We start from the raw sequence: 18,321 nt of genomic DNA, 5'->3' as shown, positions 1-18,321 counted from the left end.
CAACGGGTTTGTACTACTATCAGGCGACGGTGCGGTACGCGCTGCTGGACAGGAATGCCCCCCCGCAAGTGCTGAAGGGCTGGGTACAGATCCTGCGAGAAGGCGTATCCATGAAATAAAGGAGAAAAGGGAGGAGGGACGAAAGGAGGAAAAGAGTCAACTACAGATTCCTTTCCTCCTTTCGTCCCTCCTCCCTTTTCTCCTTTTACTTCATATTGTGATAGACCATCTGTACATCATCGTCTTCTTCAATACGTTCGATGAGTTTTTCAACGTCGGCAGCTTCTTCGTCTGTTAACTCTTTATAATCATTCGGAATACGCTCGAACTCAGCCTGTTTGATTTCGTACCCTTTTTCTTCCAGGAATTTCTGAATACTTCCAAACGCGGTGAACTGACCGTAAATGACCAGTTGATCAGTATCATCATCGTACTCGATCTCATCCCCACCGAAATCAATCAACTCAAACTCCAGTTCCTCCCGGTCAATCCCTTCGGCTGGAATGCGGAAAACCGACTTACGCTCAAACATAAAATCGAGCATACCCTGTGTACCCAAACTACCACCAAGCTTATTCAAATAACTTCGAACGTTGGCTACTGTCCGGTTGTGGTTATCCGTTGCGGTTTCGATAACGAGCGCAATACCATGCGGAGCGTAGGCCTCGTATACAATCTCCTTATAGTCCTCCTGCTCTTTCGATGAGGCTTTTTTGATAGCCCGTTCAACGTTTTCCTTCGGCATGTTAGCCGCTTTGGCATTTTGGATAATAGCCCGCAGCCGTCCGTTGGTATCTGGATCAGGACCGGCACTTTTGACGGCCATAACGATGTCTTTGCCGATGCGAGTAAAGGTCTTTGCCATTTGACCCCACCGCTTCATTTTGCGCGCCTTCCGGTATTCAAACGCTCTTCCCATTGTTGTTAGTGGTCATTAAGTGGTCATTCCATAGTCACTTGGTGGTCATTCTATCGTCACTACTTAATGACAAACTAATGACATCCAAATGAGCATTTAATGACTATATACAGTTGATTCAAATTCAATAATTTCCTGCCCACGCATCAGATCCTCGAAGGTTTCGCGCTGGCGAATTAGGTACGGTTTACCTTCGTAGACCAGCACTTCGGCTGGGCGAAAACGGGCATTATAATTCGACGACATGCTGAAACCATAGGCCCCTGCATTTTCGAACGACAGCACATCACCCGGACGTACTTCGGGCAGAACCCGGTCGGTAGCGAAGGTATCCGTTTCGCAAATGTACCCGACAACGGTATACATTTTCGGTTCGCCTGCTGGATTCGAGATGTTTTTGATGTCGTGGTATGCATCGTACATCATGGGGCGAATCAAATGGTTAAGGCCCGAGTCGACTGCCACAAATGTCCGGGTTGGATTTTCCTTGACGATATTGGTACGCACCAGCAGATGCCCACTTTCACTGACCAGAAACTTACCAGGCTCGAACCAAAGCTCTAACTCACGACCATAGTGCTGGCAAAACTTCTGAAATGCCGCCGAGACCTGATTCCCCAGCTCAACCACATCCGTAACATGATCACCTTCTTTATAAGCAACTTTAAAGCCGCTGCCAAAATCAATGAATGTCAGATCAGGATAGTCGGAAGCCAGATCGAACAGGACATCAGCCCCTTTCAGAAAGGCATCGGCATTTTTGAAATCCGACCCCGTATGCACATGAAGCCCCGTTACCGAAATCTGATATTTTTCCACCAACGCCCGCATTTCGGCCCGTTGCAGGATTGAAATACCAAATTTGGAATCCGCGTGACCAGTCGAAATCTTGATGTTACCTCCTTCGCTGATGTGCGGATTGATACGGATACTTACCGGAACCTGACTACCGTAGTTTTGGCCAACCCATTCGAGCAAAGGCAGGCTATCGACATTCAGTTGCAGGCCCAGTTCAATGGCTTCCCGGATTTCGCCGAACGACACTCCGCTGGGCGTAAACATGATCTGGTTGGGTGTAAATCCGGCTAGCATACCCATCCGGGCTTCGTTGACCGACACCGAATCCATTTCAACCCCCTGCTGGCGCATCAGTTTCAGAATCGACACATTTGTCAATGCCTTGGCTGCGTATTTTATCTTGAGGTTAACTCCGGCAAAAGCTGACCGGAGCAAGCCGATTTTTTCGATAATTTTGTCGGCATCGTACACGTACAATGGCAGACCGAACTCGTCGGCTATGGCTAGTACATCGACACCCTGAATCTGATAAACCTGGTTATTTAGTTGCATACCTTCCTAAAACGAATCGCAAAATTACGCCATCTTTCCCCCATGTACAAAATTCAAAGGTATCTGTTCATACTTATCCTGCTTGGTACGTATTCGGCTTTTGCTCAGCAACCTACCGTTACCAAAGGAAAGAGCCGTCAGGCCAGCATAAATCAGCCATCCAGATCGGCCTCGAAGCTCCAGTCGGGCCCAATGGTGGGGTATTCCGACATGCGGGAAGTGATGCTTTGGGCGCAGACTAAGGAACCCGCCAAGGTTCAGATTCGCTACCATGAAACGGGCAAGGCTGCTCCGGTTTATCTGACCAATGAAGTACAAACGACCCGGCAAGCGGCTTTTACCGCCCACCTGCTCGCCGATCAGGTGGAACCCGGAAGAACGTACGAATACGACGTGTTAATCGGGGGCCAGAAGGTGAGCCTGCCCTACCCGACCCAGTTTCAAACCCAATCCCTGTGGCAGTGGCGGACCGACCCACCGACGTTTCGTTTCGGCGTCGGAAGCTGCACCTACGTCAACGAACCTGATACCGACCGCCCTGGTAAACCCTATGGCGGAGGATACGAGATTTTTACGGCAATGGCAGCTCAGAAACCCGATTTTATGCTCTGGACGGGCGATAATACCTACACCCGCGAAACTGACTGGAACAGCCGTACGGGGGTATTGAGACGGTATACACATACGCGCTCTTTACCTGAAATGCAGCCTTTATTAGCCAGCACTCACAACTACGCCACCTGGGACGATCATGACTACGGCCCCAACGATGCCGACCGTTCGTACTGGCTCAAACCGGTTACCCTCGAAGCGTTCAAGCTCTTCTGGGCCAATCCGAATTTCGTTTTTCCGGAAGGATGTGCGGGTACGTTTTTCTGGAACGACTGTCAGTTTTTCCTCCTTGATGACCGAACGTTCCGCGCGCCAAACGACATGCCCGATGGCCCGGAGAAAGCCTACTTTGGCGATAAGCAAATTCAGTGGTTACTGGATGCGTTGACCTTTAGCCAGGCTCCGTTTAAGTTTATCGTGACGGGTGGTCAGATCATTAACCCGACCAAAGCGTTTGAAAATTATAGCATTTATGGCACCGAACGAGACCGGCTCCTGAAGGCGATTGCCGATGCTAAAATACCTGGCGTCCTGTTCATCACCGGCGACCGTCACCATTCGATCCTGCATAAACTGGACCGCCCGGGCACTTACCCGATTTACGACCTAACGGTTTCTCCGCTGACTTCATCCGTAGCGCAACCCCGCGCCGACGAGTTAAAACAACCGACATATGTAGACGGCACACTGGTTACCGAACGTAATTTCGGACTCCTAAGCGTGAGTGGACCTCTCAAGGATCGCGTACTGACCATAAAAGTTTACGATCAGAAAGGCGCCGAACGCTGGAGCCGCGATATACGCGCCAATGAATTAAAGTAATAGCTCGGTTTGCAGCTTTCGGTTTAGACCGGACTGCCGTAAGCCGAAAACCAATTAAACATGACTATTCAAAAATTCCCTGACCACAACACCCTTTCGCAACATACGGCTGAGTACATTGCCGCGCTGATCACTAAAAAACCTAACGCCCTGCTTTGCCTGGCATCCGGCGATACCCCCATCGAAACCTACCACCGATTTGTAGCCCTGGCGAAAGCCGGGAAAGTTGACGTTAGCCAATGCACGTTTGTAGGGCTTGACGAATGGGTTGGCTTTGGGCCGGATGACTTCGGTAGTTGCTCGTATTACGTGTTTCGGGACTTGTTCAATCCGCTACAGCTACGGCCCGACCAGATTCATGTGTTCGATGCCAAATCAGCAGATCTCCCAGCCGAATGCGCCAAAATCGATGCGGTGATCCGGGCGCATGGCGGATTGGATTTACTGCTCGTTGGTATGGGCATGAACGGACATATTGCCCTCAATGAACCCGGAACGCCATTCAACTTAGGGTGTCACGTATCGCAATTAGCCGAAAGTACAATTACCGTTGGGCAGAAATATTTCGATAAAGAAACGACCTTAACGCAGGGAATCACCGTTGGCCTACGGCATCTGGCCGAAGCGCGCGACGTGATTTTGCTGGTGAGTGGCGAAAAGAAAGCGTCAAAGCTGCGCGAAGCCCTGACCGGGCCCATCACCAACGAAGTACCAGCCAGTATTATGCAAACGCACCCCAATGGCCGGGTTTGGGTTGACGAAGCGGCTGGAAAATTGCTTTAATTACAGCGTGGTCATTGGTTGCCATTTGCTTTGCGTCATTAATTGTCATTTCTTGTATGTTGCGTACGAAATACAGTCCAATTAGCGCCAAATGCATCTTTAATGACAACCAATGACCATCTAATGACTACTCCTACCCGGAATTACCGAACCGAAATCCTGGCCGGTGTTTCGACCTTTCTGGCGACGATGTACATCATTGTCGTGAATCCGGCGATTTTGAGCCAGGCGGGTTTACCATTTAGTGGCGTTCTGACGGCAACGGTGCTGCTTTCTTTCTTTTGCAGCCTGATGATGGGTCTATATGCTCGTAACCCTATTGTAGTAGCGCCGGGTATGGGCATGAATGCCTTCTTTACCTTCACGGCTGTAAAAGGGATGGGTATTCGGCCCGAAGTAGCCTTGGGAGCCGTTTTTTGGGCGGGAGTTTTGTTTCTCCTGATGTCGGTACTGAATCTTCGGTCGGCCATTGTCCGAGCCATTCCGCAACCGTTACGCTATGCCGTATCGGCGGGTATCGGACTATTTATCACGCTTATTGGGTTTGAGAACGCCAAGTTTATCATTGCCAATCCAGCTACGTTAGTTGGCATCGCTCACCTGAACGACCCGATTGTTCTCACGTTTGTTTTTGGGTTGTTGCTCACCAGCGTATTAGTCATTCGCGATGTACCGGGGGCTATTATCATCGGTATTGTGCTGACGACGCTGGCAGCCTGGCCTGTCGGACGGTGGTGGGGCGATGCATCTGCCATTAATTTCGGGCAGAAAACACTGGTCAATTTTCAGGGCATTTCGGCAGCACCTGATTTTTCACTACTTGGCAAGCTGGATTTAGTCAGTTCGCTCTCCTGGTCATTATGGCCGGTCATTTTTGCGTTCGCCTTTACCGATCTGTTCGATAGCCTGTCTACGTTTGTGGGTGTGGCCGAAGCTGGTGCCTTGCAGGACGAGCAGGGAAATCCACGGAATTTGAACCGATCACTCCTCACCGATGCCGTGGCGACAACCTTAGCTGGAATACTGGGTACCAGCCCCGGTACGGCTTATATTGAATCGGCGGTAGGGATTGCGCAGGGTGGTCGTACTGGCCTGACGGCAATCGTGGCTGGCTGCTGTTTTCTTCCGTTCCTGTTCCTGTCGCCCTTATTGTCTATTATTCCGGCCATTGCTACAGCTCCCGCACTGGTACTGGTGGGTGCGTTTATGATGAAGCCCGTCACCCGTATCAATTGGGGGCAGTTGGACGATGCTTTACCGGCTTTTCTGGCGCTGGTGCTGATTCCGTTCAGTTACTCCATTACGCAGGGCCTGATTTGGGGATTTCTGTCCTGGACTGTGATTAAACTGGCCATCGGCAAAACGGCCGAGCTCCCGTTGAGCCTGCTGATTGTCGATGTCTTTTGTGTACTGGCCCTCACAAGTGGCCATTGAATAGACCTATTGCATGAAGAAACACCTCATTTTTACCGTATTCGTTCTTTCACTCGTCCAGTCGTTCGCCTTTGGTCAACGCTATAAAGCCAAACCCATTACGGGCTTGCTAGGTGCATTCGGAGCCGAAGTAGCTTTGGTTAAAGAATCGTTGCAAAAACCTAAAACGGTTGTTGTTGACGGCATTACGTTTACCTGCGGACGAATTGGCAAACAGCGTATTGTGGTAGCCGAAACGGGTATTGGCAAGGTGAATGCGGCCATGACCACCTCGCTCATGCTCGATCATTTTCGGCCGTCGCGCATTCTCTTTACGGGTATTGCCGGGGGCACCAACCCCGACCTACAACCCGGCGATATTGTGATAGCCGGACGAACTGCTCACCACGATTACAGCTCCATTACCGACAAAAACACCCCCACCCGGCAAACCCGCAACGCCATCACCAAAGAATTCAATCCCGTTTATTTCCCCGCCGATTCGTCACTGATGCATCTGGCCGAAAAGGTAGTCAAAACAGTCTCGTTAGAAGGTATTCCATTAGCGTCGGGTGGGGTCTCGGATCGTCCGGTAAAGGTGGTAACAGGTACGGTTGTGACGGGCGATGTGTTCGTAGCCTCGGTTGATAAAGTAAAAAGTTTGCGGACCGATTTTGGGGCCGACGCGACCGAAATGGAAGGCGCGGCAGTAGCCCAGGTTTGTTATCAGATTCAGGTGCCCCACCTGATTATGCGCAGCCTCAGCGACCGGGCCGACGCCGAAGCCCACATTGCTTACGACAAATTTTACCCGACAGCCGCCCGCAATTCTGCCAAACTGGTGATCGCACTGGTTAAAGCGTTATAGCCATTTAGTCAAAACAGTACGTACAATGAAGTAAGCTGGCTGTTTTTTTTCATTTTTGAAAAGACTAAACGATTGATCAATAAGTTATTGTGGCTTATTGATCAAGTCAGTACTGCTTAGCATTTCTCAACTATGAAACACGCGACTGTTTACTTTTTTCTGGTTTTACTCCCAACGTTTCTTTACGGCCAACCCCTAAAGCCCGGTTTCGACAAAGCGGAATATATTGAACTTCTGAAAGTCTCAGCGCAGTTTGGCGACTCGACTTACGTCAGGGCTTTTCCAACACCTGAGCGATTTAAACTAATTTATCGTTCGCCGATAGTCGGACTGGACAACCGCTGGGATCTTTGGGCCAACAACCAGGGCGTAGCTGTTCTGAGCATTCGAGGCACTACGGCCAACAGTGTTAGCTGGCTGGCAAATTTCTATGCGGCCATGGTTCCGGCCAAAGGCGAACTCCAGATCAGCGACACCGAAAAATTTGCGTATGAGCTGGCATCCAGCCCATTGGCAGCCGTGCATGTTGGTTGGCTGGTCAGTACGGCCTTTCTGGCAAAAGACATGCTCCCTAAAATCGATTCGTGTTACCGGGCTAGTATTAAAAACATGCTGATCATGGGGCACAGTCAGGGAGGGGCAATTGGGTTTCTTCTAACGGCTCACCTCCGCCAGTTGCAAAAACAATCCCGAATTCCTGCCGATATACAGTTCAAAACCTATTGCAGTGCCGGACCTAAACCCGGCAATCTGCATTTCGCTTATGAGTACGAAGCTGCCACGCAGACAGGGTGGGCCTACAACGTCGTTAACTCTGCCGACTGGGTGCCTGAAGTTCCGTTGACCGTTCAGACTGTCAATGATTTTAACCCAACCAACCCTTTTGTGGGAGCCCCGGCCATGATCAAAAAACAGAAACTTCTGAAACGAATCGCACTCAAGTATGTGTATAACAGCCTGAGCAAACCTGCCCTTAAAGCCCAGAAAAACTATCAGAAGTACCTGGGTAAGCTGGCCTCCAATACCGTGAAGAAAAATCTGAACGGCTATGTCGCTCCCGACTATTACAAAAGCAACGACTACGTTCGAACCGGCAACACCATTGTACTGCTAGCCGATAGTACCTATTTTGCCAAATACCCGGATAGTAAAGAGAAAATCTTTATCCATCATTTCCACCGACCGTATTTATACCTCACCGAGAAGCTACCTTGACAAGTCGGGATCGATAGCCTAGAGAGGTCACCTGGACAAATTCTATTTTATGCATTGCGTATGCCCGAAACGGGTCATATAAAATGACACGCGTTAAGCGGAGAAGATTAATTGAAAATTTCCCTTTAGTAAATGAACGTTTACTTATTAAATGCTATTACCCCTGTAAATAGCAAGTTCTATGCGGCCAAGAAATATTGAAAAGGAAGAATCGATCCGAGCGATAGCGCTAAAAATCATTCAGGAAGAGGGGCTGGAAAACCTGAGCATGCAGAAGCTGGCCAAAGCCGCCAATGTATCGCCCCGAACCATTTACATCAAATACGAAAATAAAGAAGACCTGCTTATCAAGCTTTTCATCGACGAAGTGCTGGGCACTTATGAAGCGGTTGTACTAGAAAATTTCGATGAAAGCATGGCGTTTTCTGCAGGTGTCAAAAGGCTCTGGCAGAACAGCTTCCGGTATTTTCAACACAATCAGCAGGCGTTTGCTCTGATGCAATATGGAAAATCATCGCCCTTACTGAACAAGGCATTTCGGGAGAGGGACATTAAGGAAGGTCAGTTCTTTGCCCCTATTCATCGGTTTATGGCTCGTCATGCCAGGGCCGGTACTATTCAACATTTTCCGTTTCAAGTCCACAGGGCATTACTTTTCGCTCCCTTATTCGACCTAATCAACGAGTACGTCGAGCATATTAACCGACCCACGCAACCAATCACTGAAAAACTCATGCTCGACTGTTGCCAAATGGTAATCAATGGTATGCTTATCGAAACGAACAAACACCAGTAATCACAACAAAACAATGAACCCGACTACAAATAAAAAAATAGCTATCGTTGGCGGTGGACCAGGAGGCCTAACCCTCGCCCGACTTTTACAACAGAAAGGAGCGACCGTGACCGTTTACGAACGGGATGTTAATCAGCATGTCCGCGTACAGGGCGCTACACTGGACCTTCACCACGACTCTGGTTTGCTAGCCTTACAGGAAGCCGGACTGATAGACGCTTTTAAAGCCGCTCATCGGCCGGGAGCCGACCGGACGCGGATCGTAGAAAAAACGGGAACAGTTATATTCGATGATAATTTTAATGATAGTAACGATCTGTTTCGGCCAGAAATTGACCGTGGACCGCTAAGAAAACTATTACTGGATTCACTACAACCTGATACCGTCGTATGGGACAGCCAGTTCGTATCGCTAACTCCATATGGCAATGGCTGGCTGCTCGATTTTAAAAATGGTTCGTCAGCTTTTGCCGATCTGGTGATTGCCGCCGATGGAGCTAACTCCAAAATACGGCCACTCATTACCCCAATCAAACCTTTCTATTCGGGAGTTACCATTGTAGAAGGCAGCGTTTATAATACTGAAACCACAGTATCTAGCATCCATACACTGTTGAACGGTGGTAAAATTTTTGCGCTTGATAACGAAAAAACACTAATTGTCAGCTCAAAAGGAGATGGTAGCCTGGTGTTCTACACGGGCTGCAAAACAGATGAATTCTGGTTCCGTGACAATGGAATCGATTTTAGCGACCGGGCGCAGGTGATAAACTGGTTTAAGGAAACCTTTAGTGACTGGGATGCCTGCTGGCTCGAACTAATCGAAAATGCCCGTTTACCCTTAACGCTGCGCCCGCAGTACTGTATGCCTGTAGACCAGACCTGGGAGGCTTTACCGAACCTGACGCTGCTGGGTGATGCGGCTCACCTAATGCCCCCTTACGCAGGTGAGGGAGTTAATATGGCGATGCTGGATGCCCTCGAATTAAGCAAATGCCTGACCAACGAAGCCTATACGAATACCCAAACGGCCATTGCAGCGTATGAAAACCAGATGCGGACTAGAGCCTCTGAAATAGCCCGACTTACATTGGCTCAAACGGACAGCCTGCATTCGTCCGATGCGATTTCTAATTTGCTTGAGCTATTCAATCAAACCGAATAAAAGCACCTACAGATACAATTGCACCATTTTTCGCCAGTCTTCGGCCTGATGAGCCCGCCCATCCCAGAGGTATAAGTCGTGCGAGACGTTCTTAGCCCAAAGTGTTTCGCTCAGGCTAAGATTACTGGGAAGAAAAGGGTCGTCGGTCCCTACGGTCATGACAATCTCCATTCGACGAAGATGATCAATCAGCGCTTCATCCTGTAGGTTTGGCAGAAAGTGGTTGGGGCTGTGGAAATAAATATCGTCGTCGTAGTAGTTGTCAAACAGACCACGAAACTCGGCAACGGGCTCCGACAGGTTATAACGCCCACTGAATGCTGCTACTTTCCCAAACCATTGCGGATGCCGAAACGCAATATTCAACGCATGGTAAGCTCCCAGACTACATCCATGCGAAATCATAAAGGGTTGAGGATTGATCAGCCTTGAAAACGTAAGTACTTCATTCAGAATGTATTGCTCATACTGATTATGACGTCGAATGCGATCTTGCGGAGCAGCTGAACGATTATATACGCTTTCCCGGTCGACGCTGTCTACGCAAAAAAGCTGAAGCCATCCATTCTCAATACGGTCGGCTAAGGCCTCAACCAGGCCCAGTTCTTCATATTCATAAAATCGACCACGCCGGGTTGGAAACACCAGAACCCGCGCGCCAGCATGGCCAAAAACGAGTAATTCCATGTCACGGCTCAGATTAGGACTGAACCACTTATGATACTCACGGTTCATACCGCATGTGTTAAGTACCCATGAAAATACATCGGCCCAACTAATAAATTAGTATGAGGCAAGTAAATAAATCGTTAAAAACTTGGGATTTGCTGTTCGAGCGTTCGCTTCCAGGCCTGGTATCCAGCCGGACTTAAATGCAGTCCGTCATTCTCAAACGACTCCCGACGGGGTTGCCCATTTGGCCAGAGCAACGGGGCGGTCATGTCGATATAATGGGCATTTCGCCTTTTTTCAACTTCTTTGCCAATCAAATAGTTGGTGTACCGAATCCGATCAACAATTCCCCAGCGGGCTGGGCTAATTTTTATAGATAAAAAGAAAAGTGGCAAATCCGGAAAATGCTGCTGCATTTTATCGGCGAATGTGCAGAAGAACAAATAAACCTCTTCGGGATGCCGGCCGTCGCCCAGGTCATTGTCGCCTGCATAAAATAGGACAGCTTTCGGGGCTGCGGGCAGCAGCAGTCGTTCAAAAAACCAGGAGCAGGCCGCCAGCGTCGATCCACCAAACCCAAGGTTCAGGGAGTTGATTTGTGGAAAATCCTGCGCCAGCGTTGTCCAGAGCCGGATGGATGAACTACCATAAAAAACCACCCTGTCGGATGCGGGCGGTAATGTCATCAATTTCGTTTCCAACTGCCGAACTTCGGCTTCATACCAAACCATATGCTGTTATTTAACCTGCCGAACAACCGCTTCCAGTTTCGCTATTTCAGCATGAACGGGAGCGCTTGCCATCCATTTTCGAATGATGTTCGCCAGTGGTCGAAATTCAATCAGAAAACCATCATGACCATATAATGAGTCGATTTCTTCGTAGGTCGCATTCGGAATATGGCGAGCCAGAAACTGTTGCTCAGTAGGTGGAAACAGCAAATCAGACCGAATACCTACCACCAATGTATACGCTTTAATCTGGGCCAGTGCATTCAGAATACTACCCCGATTTCGGCCCACATTGTGCGAATCCATCACCTTGGAAAGTGTCCAGTACGTAAAGGCATTAAATCGGTCGGCCAGTTTATCGCCTTGATACCGCTGGTAACTGGCAGATTTGTAGCCGTCCAACTGCTCGTTATTATCCAGTGCCTGTGTAAATCCATAGGTATCGTAATTCCGATACGAAATCATGGCCATCGCACGGGCTGCTTTCATCCCCGACACACCCGCATCGGCTCGGTTCTCTGGCCAGGTTGGGTCGGCTTCAATAGCCATTCGTTGAGCTTCGTTAAAGGCAATGCACCAGGGCGAAGCAACGGCGCTGGCGGCAATGATGATTAGATTCTGAATCAGGTTGGGTTGTAAAATTGCCCATTCCAACGCCTGCTCACCACCGACCGACCCACCAATACAGGTTTCAATTTTTTCGATACCTAACTCTTGCCGTAATAAATCCAGCGCGTTCACCATATCCCGAATAGTAATCGCTGGAAAATCATGATAGTAGGGTTGCCCGGTCGCAGGGTTCACAGACAACGGCCCGGTTGAGCCATAGCAGGAGCCCAGCACATTGGCACAAACAATAAACTGCCCGGTTCCTGTCGAAGGAGCAGGGTCAAAATATCGACCGGGGCCTACCATGCCTCCCCACCAGTCGCCTGCATCGGCATTACCCGTCAGCGCATGGCATATCCATACGACGTTCGACCCATCTTCATTCAAGGTACCGCGCGTTGTATAGGCCAGCCGAAATCCCGGCAAACTCTCACCAGATTCGAGCGAGAAAGAATACTTGTAATCGAAATACTGTAGTGTCAATGGAAAAAAGTTTTCAGTTCACAAATCGTAGTCTTCAGTTTACAATGGATGAATTCCTAAAAACAATGTAGCATCAGTCCACTGCAAACTGAAGACTAAAGACTGTAAACTATGTTAACACTGGTTGGGCAATCTGAGCGAACGCCTGTTCGAAATCAGCTTTGATATCGTCGATATGTTCAATACCAGCCGAAACCCGCAAAACACCGGCTTCAACACCTGCGCTGGCTTGTTCCTGCTCGCTCAGTTGTTGATGTGTGGTAGCCGCCGGGTGGATGATCAGCGTTTTCGAGTCGCCCACGTTGGCCAGGTGGCTCACCAATTTCAGACTGTTTACAAACCGATCCGCAGCATCTTTGTCACCTTTTACCTTGAAGGTAAATACGCCCCCAAAACCTTTCTTTAAATACTTTTTAGCCAGTTCATGGTACGGGCTACTTTCCAGACCAGGATAGTTGACAAACTCAACCTGATCATGCTGTTCGAGCCACTGGGCCAGTGCCAGCGCATTCTGAACAGTCCGATCCACGCGCAACGAGAGCGTTTCCAGTCCCTGAATCAGTAAAAATGCATTGAACGGACTCAGCGCCGGGCCGTAATCGCGTAAACCTTCAACCCGGGCCCGAATAATGAACTGGATGTTGCCAAATGGCCCGCCTACTCCAAAAACATCGCTGAATACCATGCCATGATACCCTTCCGACGGTTCACTGAACTGAGGAAATTTACCATTACCCCAGTTGTAATTTCCCCCGTCGATAATAACCCCGCCGATACTGGTGCCATGTCCACCAACCCATTTTGTAGCCGACTCAACAACTACAGCTGCGCCATGTTCGAGTGGTCGGAACAGGTATCCACCTGCTCCAAATGTATTATCAACAATCAGAGGGATATCATGCTGTTTCGCCAAAGCTGCAAACGCTTCGAAATCGGGAACGTTAAAGCCCGGATTACCTATAGTTTCGAGGTAAATAGCTTTCGTGTTTTCATCAATCAGTTTAGCGAATGATTCGGGCTTATCGCCATCCGCAAAACGAGCGTCGATACCCAGCCGCTTAAACGACACCTTAAACTGATTGTAGGTGCCTCCATACAGGAATGATGTGGTTACGAAGTTATCGCCCGCATTCAGAATATTGTTCAGCGCAATAAACTGAGCCGCCTGCCCCGACGACACAGCCAATGCCGCTACGCCACCTTCTAAAGCCGCCATGCGTTTTTCTAACACATCGGTGGTTGGGTTCATGATGCGCGTATAAATGTTACCGAAGGCTTTCAGGGCAAACAAATCGGCGCCATGAGCCGAGTCGTTGAACACATAAGATGTTGTTTGGTAAATAGGTACTGCGCGAGCGTTGGTTGTAGGATCTGGCTCCTGGCCTGCGTGTAGCTGGAGTGTTTCGAAATGCAGTTCTGACATGATTAATGATTTAGTTCTAACGTGGTTTTGGTAAAATTGTATGATTTCCGATCCATAGCAGGTTGGTTTCGGACGAACCTGTACCGGCCGCAACCGATAAATGGACGAACACGACAAACCCTCCCAGTTTTCGTGGTAGAAGGTGGCTGTGCTTAGTAGGCCCCGGCGGGCATACAGCGTTGAATACAGAGCATGTGAAGAAACGATTTATAGTCCCTAAATAACTTTAGGCAGGAGTTAGCACCTTGCCATGTGGTAGGTTGCCAGCGGTTCACAGAGCCTGATCTCTCCCCGCTTCTTTATAAATCAACGCGCGTCGGTATGATAAAACCGCGTAACTATTGACTTGATACTGCAAGTATAACAGCCAACGGGTGCGAATCCAAAAAACGGCTGCTTTTTCTAAGCGTTTAACTATTTTTTACATAATGCCATCAATTGTCATACATGGCGTTTAATCCTTCTTTACTTTTGCAGTGAAAATACCTTCCGCCCCATGAACCAAACGTACCGCTACAATCGCGACAACGCTACCCGGGTAGCAGGAACCACTACTGTAAAGGACGCCATTGGGCAACTGCTGAAGGCTTACCAGCTTCAAACCCGCTTTAACGAAACCTATCTGGAAGCTTTTTGGGGGAAAATGATGGGGCCAGCAATTGCCTCCCGAACAAACCGACTCTACGTTCGCGACCGAAAGCTTCACATTGAAATTGCATCGGCCCCGCTTCGCAATGAACTGGTCAACGCCAAACAGAAACTGATTCAACTCGTCAACAAAGACATGGGCAGCGATGTCATTGACGATGTTATTTTTATCTAGAGAATTCTGAAGTTTTAGAAACTGTCTAAACGTTTTTTGTTTAGACAGTCGATCAGACTTTTAATTCGTCTACAAATTCCTGCATTCCCTTGAATTCGCCCATCGGTTTCAAATACCGTAACAGCTTTTCGACCCGATCCAGCAACTCATCGCGCGAATGCCGACGCACGTAGGTAGGAATTTTTTCATAAGCCGATAAGTCCGTAAACTCCCAGGGGTGGACATACAGGTTCAGAAAACCATCCGCTTTAAGGGTCTGTCGGCAAAGTGATTTGTAGTAGCTAAACGGAAAATTTTTCAGGCTCAGCCAGAAGAGTGGTAAGCGAAGCATCGGTGTGACCGATGCCGGAATTTGCCAGACCCCCACTTCCCGAAACGGGTGCCGGGGTTCGCCCCAGTGATTATATCGGCCAGGGAGCCAGGTTGGGTGTAACGAGGAATTATACTGATAACCAGCCTGCTTCACATCGTTTGGATCAACAAACCCCATCCGCGCCCGTCGAAAGCCCGTAACCGGACGTTTGAGCAGATCTTCCAGTGCTAATCGGGATTTGAGCAGATCGGCTGGTTCAAAGGTTGTGTGGTAGTAGCCGTGCGACGCTATTTCATGCCTGTTGGCCAGACGCAACACTAAGGCCGACTCATGAAGGGCATAATTGGCCGTTGTGAACATCGTGGTTCGAACATCCAGTGCATCGAACCGCTCAGCCAGGAGGGTTAACCCACGCGTTGAAACGGCCACCTGCTCATCCAATGGAATGTTGTGGCCGAATTCAACGGCAGTATCAAATTCTTCTACGTCAACGGTGAATAAAATATTTCTTCCTCGATTGGGGATTGCCATGGCGTTACAGTCTCCTCGATCTCGCTCGTGTCGCCGATAATATAAGCAGGTCGGCCTTTCACTTCGACAAACGTTTTGCCCAAATATACGCCAATAATGCCGATCATGATAAACTGTACCCCACCAATCAGCACCAGCAGCAACACCAGCGTTGTCCAGCCCGATACGGTTTCATTGGTAAAGTAATGCTCATAAATCGCTTCGGCCCCAAACAGGACAGCAAATAACGACATGCAAAAACCGAGGGTGACCGATAGGTAAAGCGGACGCGTTGAGAACGACGTAATGCCCATAGCCGCCAGTTGCATCATCTTACGGAACGAATATTTCGAACGCCCCGCATACCGGGCGGCTGGCTCATACAAAATGCGGCATTGCCGGAAGCCTACCCATGAAATAGCACCCCGCAGAAACAAATCAGCTTCTTTGAACTGCTTGATGGTATCTACAACTTTCCGATCAAGCAGCCGGAAATCAGCAGCCCCATCTTCAATTTCCAGGTTCGAAACCCGGCGCAACACCCGGTAGAAATATTTTGAGGTAGTGCGTTTGAACCACGACAGCTTAGGATCGGGCCGTCGGACGGTATAAACCACCTCAAAGCCCTGGCGCCATTTTTCGATTAATGCCGGAATCAATTCGGGTGGGTGCTGCAGATCGGCATCCAGGCAAATAACAGCGGCTCCCCGCGCGTTATCGTAGCCAGCCCGTAAAGCCATCTGATGGCCAAAATTTCGGGAGAAGGAAATGAACCGCACAACCGGATATTCCTGGCTCAATTGCCGCAATACATAGCGGGTTTGGTCAGAACTACCGTCGTCAACGATCAGGATTTCGTACGATTCATACTGTGCCATCACCGCCATCAACCGATGCACCAGTACGGGAAGATTCTCTTCTTCGTTATAAGCGGGTACAACCAAACTGATCATACCCTGATGAAATGCCATAGGTTACTAATTAGTAAGGAATTATTACGGATGGGGTTTCGAAGAAACTGGGTATAAATATAAGTAGATTTACCTAATGCACAACAAAAAAACTGTTGCATAATCGTTAATTCTCCGATAAAGCCATTTAATATCCTAGCTATTAACCACTTGCCATTCCTAGAATATATCCCAATTTTATCCTATGGTTGGGCTAAGCTCAGACGAGCTGCTTCCAGATCCAACTCCTGTTCCATTTTTCGTATGACCTCCCCATCCAGTAGCGTACTTTGGCGCTGCTCGGTTAGCACTGTACGTTCCACATCAATTAGCTCTAATTGCAGGCGTATAGCCTGCTGATAGAGTTCTGTTGGTTTGTGAGGAGTGCTGATTGAGCCGCGTAGCATCCCATTCAGCTCATTGATTCGTAGTTCGTACGTATTTTTCACATAGTTGAGCACATCATCATGTACAGACCCTGCTGAGTGATTTTCTTCCAGATGCGTAATCACCTGTAGTGCCATTCTACGACGCAACTTGCGTTCTTCCTGTTTTTCATCGACATCCTCGCGCACATTGAGGGTTTCCACCAGCACGGGTAAGGTCAGCCCTTGTATAACCAGCGTAACCAGAATAACAATAAATGTGATGAACAAAATCAGGTCGCGAGCCGGAAAGGGTTGACCATTGGGTAAGGTATTGGGCAACGCCAAAGCACCAGCCAGCGAGACAACCCCACGCATACCCGCCCAACCAACAACCATAATCTGCTGCCAGGCTGGTTTGTCTTCGCGTTTGCGGATACGTGAACTGAGCAAGCGTGGCAGATAGGCGCCGGGAAACACCCATATCAGCCGACTAATAACTGCCACCACACTGATCAATAAGGCATAGTTGATCGCTTCAGGGAGCGTATATCCGTTCAGATCAGCCACAATCATGGGTAGTTGCAGACCGATCAGGATAAAGACGAGTCCATTGAGTAGAAAAACGACGATCTCCCAGACCGAATTTGTCTGTAATCGACTGTGATAGGTAAAAATCTGGGAGGTTCGGGCCGACAGAAATAAGCCCGTCGTTACCACGGCCAATACACCGGATAGGTGAAAGTTTTCGGCAATCAGGTAAGAGCCGTAGGGGGTTAGTAGTGTTATGGCCGTGCTGGTCACATTATCTTTACTGATGATTCGATGAACCCAAATCATTATCCAGCCAATGGCCAGCCCAATCGCTACACTAATCAACGCAATACCAATAAACTGATAACTGGCCTCCCAAAGGACAAAATGATTGGTGAGTATCGCCACTAGTCCATAGCGATAGATAATCAGGCTGGTAGCATCGTTTACCAGACTTTCGCCCTCAAGTATGGTCGTAATTTGCCTGGGTATGTTAAGTCCTCGCATAACGGACGTAGCCGCTACAGCATCAGGGGGTGCAATAATAGCTCCCAGCAAGTAGCCCTGCGCCAGTGAAAAACCAGGAATAAATGTGTGAGCAACCAGGGCGACCAGTGTTGAGGTGAATAAAACCAGGCCTACAGCCAGCAACGATACCGACCGACTGTATAATTTTAGTTCCAGATTATCGATCTGCCAGGCAGCCGAGTACAATAATGGGGGTAGGAAAACCAGGAAAACCTCATCTGGCGACAAAATAACGGGAGGTAAGCCCGGAATCCAGCCAATCAGAAGACCTACAATAACCAGTAGGATTGGATACGATATGCGCAGCCAACGGGCTATCACCACCAATAAGGTCGTGACGCCCAGCAGACCTGTTACAATTTCAATTGGATGCATTGAATGATCAGAATTGGAATGATTGCAGCTTAGCGGTTAAAGCCCAACAAATTTGCTATAAC

General features: G+C 48.9%; 17 protein-coding genes and 1 riboswitch. Of the genes, 8 read left to right on the top strand and 9 right to left on the bottom strand.

What is annotated here, in order from left to right; genetic code table 11:
- Positions 1-205 precede the first annotated feature (205 nt).
- Both BGO59_RS17260 and lysA read right to left on the bottom strand, forming a co-directional pair.
- A complete protein-coding gene (locus tag BGO59_RS17260; RefSeq protein WP_080058690.1) occupies positions 206-919 on the bottom strand; it encodes a YebC/PmpR family DNA-binding transcriptional regulator in 714 nt (237 codons plus the stop codon).
- Between the two features lie 96 nt (positions 920-1,015).
- On the bottom strand, positions 1,016-2,269 hold the full coding sequence (lysA, locus tag BGO59_RS17255) for a diaminopimelate decarboxylase (protein ID WP_293685002.1): 1,254 nt from the start codon (positions 2,267-2,269) through the stop codon (positions 1,016-1,018).
- 42 nt (positions 2,270-2,311) lie between these two features.
- Between lysA and BGO59_RS17250 the strand changes: the two genes are divergently transcribed.
- The 7 genes from BGO59_RS17250 to BGO59_RS17220 all read left to right on the top strand — a co-directional run bounded on the left by BGO59_RS17250 (position 2,312) and on the right by BGO59_RS17220 (position 9,943).
- Positions 2,312-3,703, top strand: a complete 1,392-nt coding sequence (locus BGO59_RS17250; RefSeq protein ID WP_293685000.1) for an alkaline phosphatase — start codon at positions 2,312-2,314, stop codon at positions 3,701-3,703.
- Between the two features lie 60 nt (positions 3,704-3,763).
- Positions 3,764-4,486 (top strand): 6-phosphogluconolactonase, encoded by a 723-nt coding sequence (locus BGO59_RS17245; protein WP_293684998.1) that lies wholly within the window; start codon positions 3,764-3,766, stop codon positions 4,484-4,486.
- Between the two features lie 123 nt (positions 4,487-4,609).
- On the top strand, positions 4,610-5,920 hold the full coding sequence (locus tag BGO59_RS17240; RefSeq protein ID WP_293684996.1) for an NCS2 family permease: 1,311 nt from the start codon (positions 4,610-4,612) through the stop codon (positions 5,918-5,920).
- Positions 5,921-5,933: 13 nt separating this feature from the next.
- A complete protein-coding gene (locus tag BGO59_RS17235; protein ID WP_293684994.1) occupies positions 5,934-6,767 on the top strand; it encodes a 5'-methylthioadenosine/adenosylhomocysteine nucleosidase in 834 nt (277 codons plus the stop codon).
- 132 nt (positions 6,768-6,899) lie between these two features.
- Complete coding sequence (locus BGO59_RS17230) at positions 6,900-7,982, top strand: lipase family protein (protein ID WP_293684992.1); 1,083 nt, start codon at positions 6,900-6,902, stop codon at positions 7,980-7,982.
- A 181-nt stretch (positions 7,983-8,163) separates the two neighbouring features.
- Entirely contained in the window at positions 8,164-8,778 is a 615-nt protein-coding gene (locus BGO59_RS17225; protein WP_293684990.1) for a TetR/AcrR family transcriptional regulator, read from the top strand.
- Positions 8,779-8,791: 13 nt separating this feature from the next.
- On the top strand, positions 8,792-9,943 hold the full coding sequence (locus BGO59_RS17220; protein ID WP_293684988.1) for an NAD(P)/FAD-dependent oxidoreductase: 1,152 nt from the start codon (positions 8,792-8,794) through the stop codon (positions 9,941-9,943).
- A gap of 6 nt (positions 9,944-9,949) precedes the next feature.
- Here the strand turns inward: BGO59_RS17220 and BGO59_RS17215 are convergent, their stop codons facing one another.
- The 4 genes from BGO59_RS17215 to BGO59_RS17200 form a co-directional block, all read right to left on the bottom strand.
- Complete coding sequence (locus tag BGO59_RS17215; RefSeq protein ID WP_293684986.1) at positions 9,950-10,678, bottom strand: alpha/beta hydrolase-fold protein; 729 nt, start codon at positions 10,676-10,678, stop codon at positions 9,950-9,952.
- A 74-nt stretch (positions 10,679-10,752) separates the two neighbouring features.
- On the bottom strand, positions 10,753-11,346 hold the full coding sequence (locus BGO59_RS17210; RefSeq protein ID WP_293684984.1) for a GDSL-type esterase/lipase family protein: 594 nt from the start codon (positions 11,344-11,346) through the stop codon (positions 10,753-10,755).
- 6 nt (positions 11,347-11,352) lie between these two features.
- On the bottom strand, positions 11,353-12,438 hold the full coding sequence (metX, locus tag BGO59_RS17205) for a homoserine O-acetyltransferase (protein ID WP_293684982.1): 1,086 nt from the start codon (positions 12,436-12,438) through the stop codon (positions 11,353-11,355).
- Positions 12,439-12,547: 109 nt separating this feature from the next.
- Positions 12,548-13,861 (bottom strand): O-acetylhomoserine aminocarboxypropyltransferase/cysteine synthase family protein, encoded by a 1,314-nt coding sequence (locus BGO59_RS17200; RefSeq protein WP_293684980.1) that lies wholly within the window; start codon positions 13,859-13,861, stop codon positions 12,548-12,550.
- A gap of 204 nt (positions 13,862-14,065) precedes the next feature.
- A riboswitch (SAM riboswitch) is annotated at positions 14,066-14,169 on the bottom strand.
- A gap of 188 nt (positions 14,170-14,357) precedes the next feature.
- Here BGO59_RS17200 and BGO59_RS17195 point away from each other — a divergent pair.
- Positions 14,358-14,684 (top strand): DUF721 domain-containing protein, encoded by a 327-nt coding sequence (locus BGO59_RS17195; protein ID WP_020598119.1) that lies wholly within the window; start codon positions 14,358-14,360, stop codon positions 14,682-14,684.
- Positions 14,685-14,736: 52 nt separating this feature from the next.
- Here the strand turns inward: BGO59_RS17195 and BGO59_RS17190 are convergent, their stop codons facing one another.
- The 3 genes from BGO59_RS17190 to BGO59_RS17180 all read right to left on the bottom strand — a co-directional run bounded on the left by BGO59_RS17190 (position 14,737) and on the right by BGO59_RS17180 (position 18,259).
- On the bottom strand, positions 14,737-15,528 hold the full coding sequence (locus BGO59_RS17190; protein WP_293684978.1) for a polysaccharide deacetylase: 792 nt from the start codon (positions 15,526-15,528) through the stop codon (positions 14,737-14,739).
- Complete coding sequence (locus BGO59_RS17185) at positions 15,480-16,478, bottom strand: glycosyltransferase family 2 protein (RefSeq protein ID WP_293684976.1); 999 nt, start codon at positions 16,476-16,478, stop codon at positions 15,480-15,482. Before BGO59_RS17185 ends, BGO59_RS17190 begins: the two co-directional genes overlap by 49 nt.
- A gap of 182 nt (positions 16,479-16,660) precedes the next feature.
- Positions 16,661-18,259: a Na+/H+ antiporter gene (locus BGO59_RS17180; protein WP_293684975.1), complete on the bottom strand. Its 1,599-nt coding sequence runs from the start codon at positions 18,257-18,259 to the stop codon at positions 16,661-16,663.
- Positions 18,260-18,321: the final 62 nt, after the last annotated feature.

It is taken from the genome of Spirosoma sp. 48-14 (assembly GCF_001898575.1).
Classification (GTDB): domain Bacteria; phylum Bacteroidota; class Bacteroidia; order Cytophagales; family Spirosomataceae; genus Spirosoma.
Note: the sequence above shows the minus strand (reverse complement) of the source record. Positions and strands in the feature narration are given on the sequence as shown.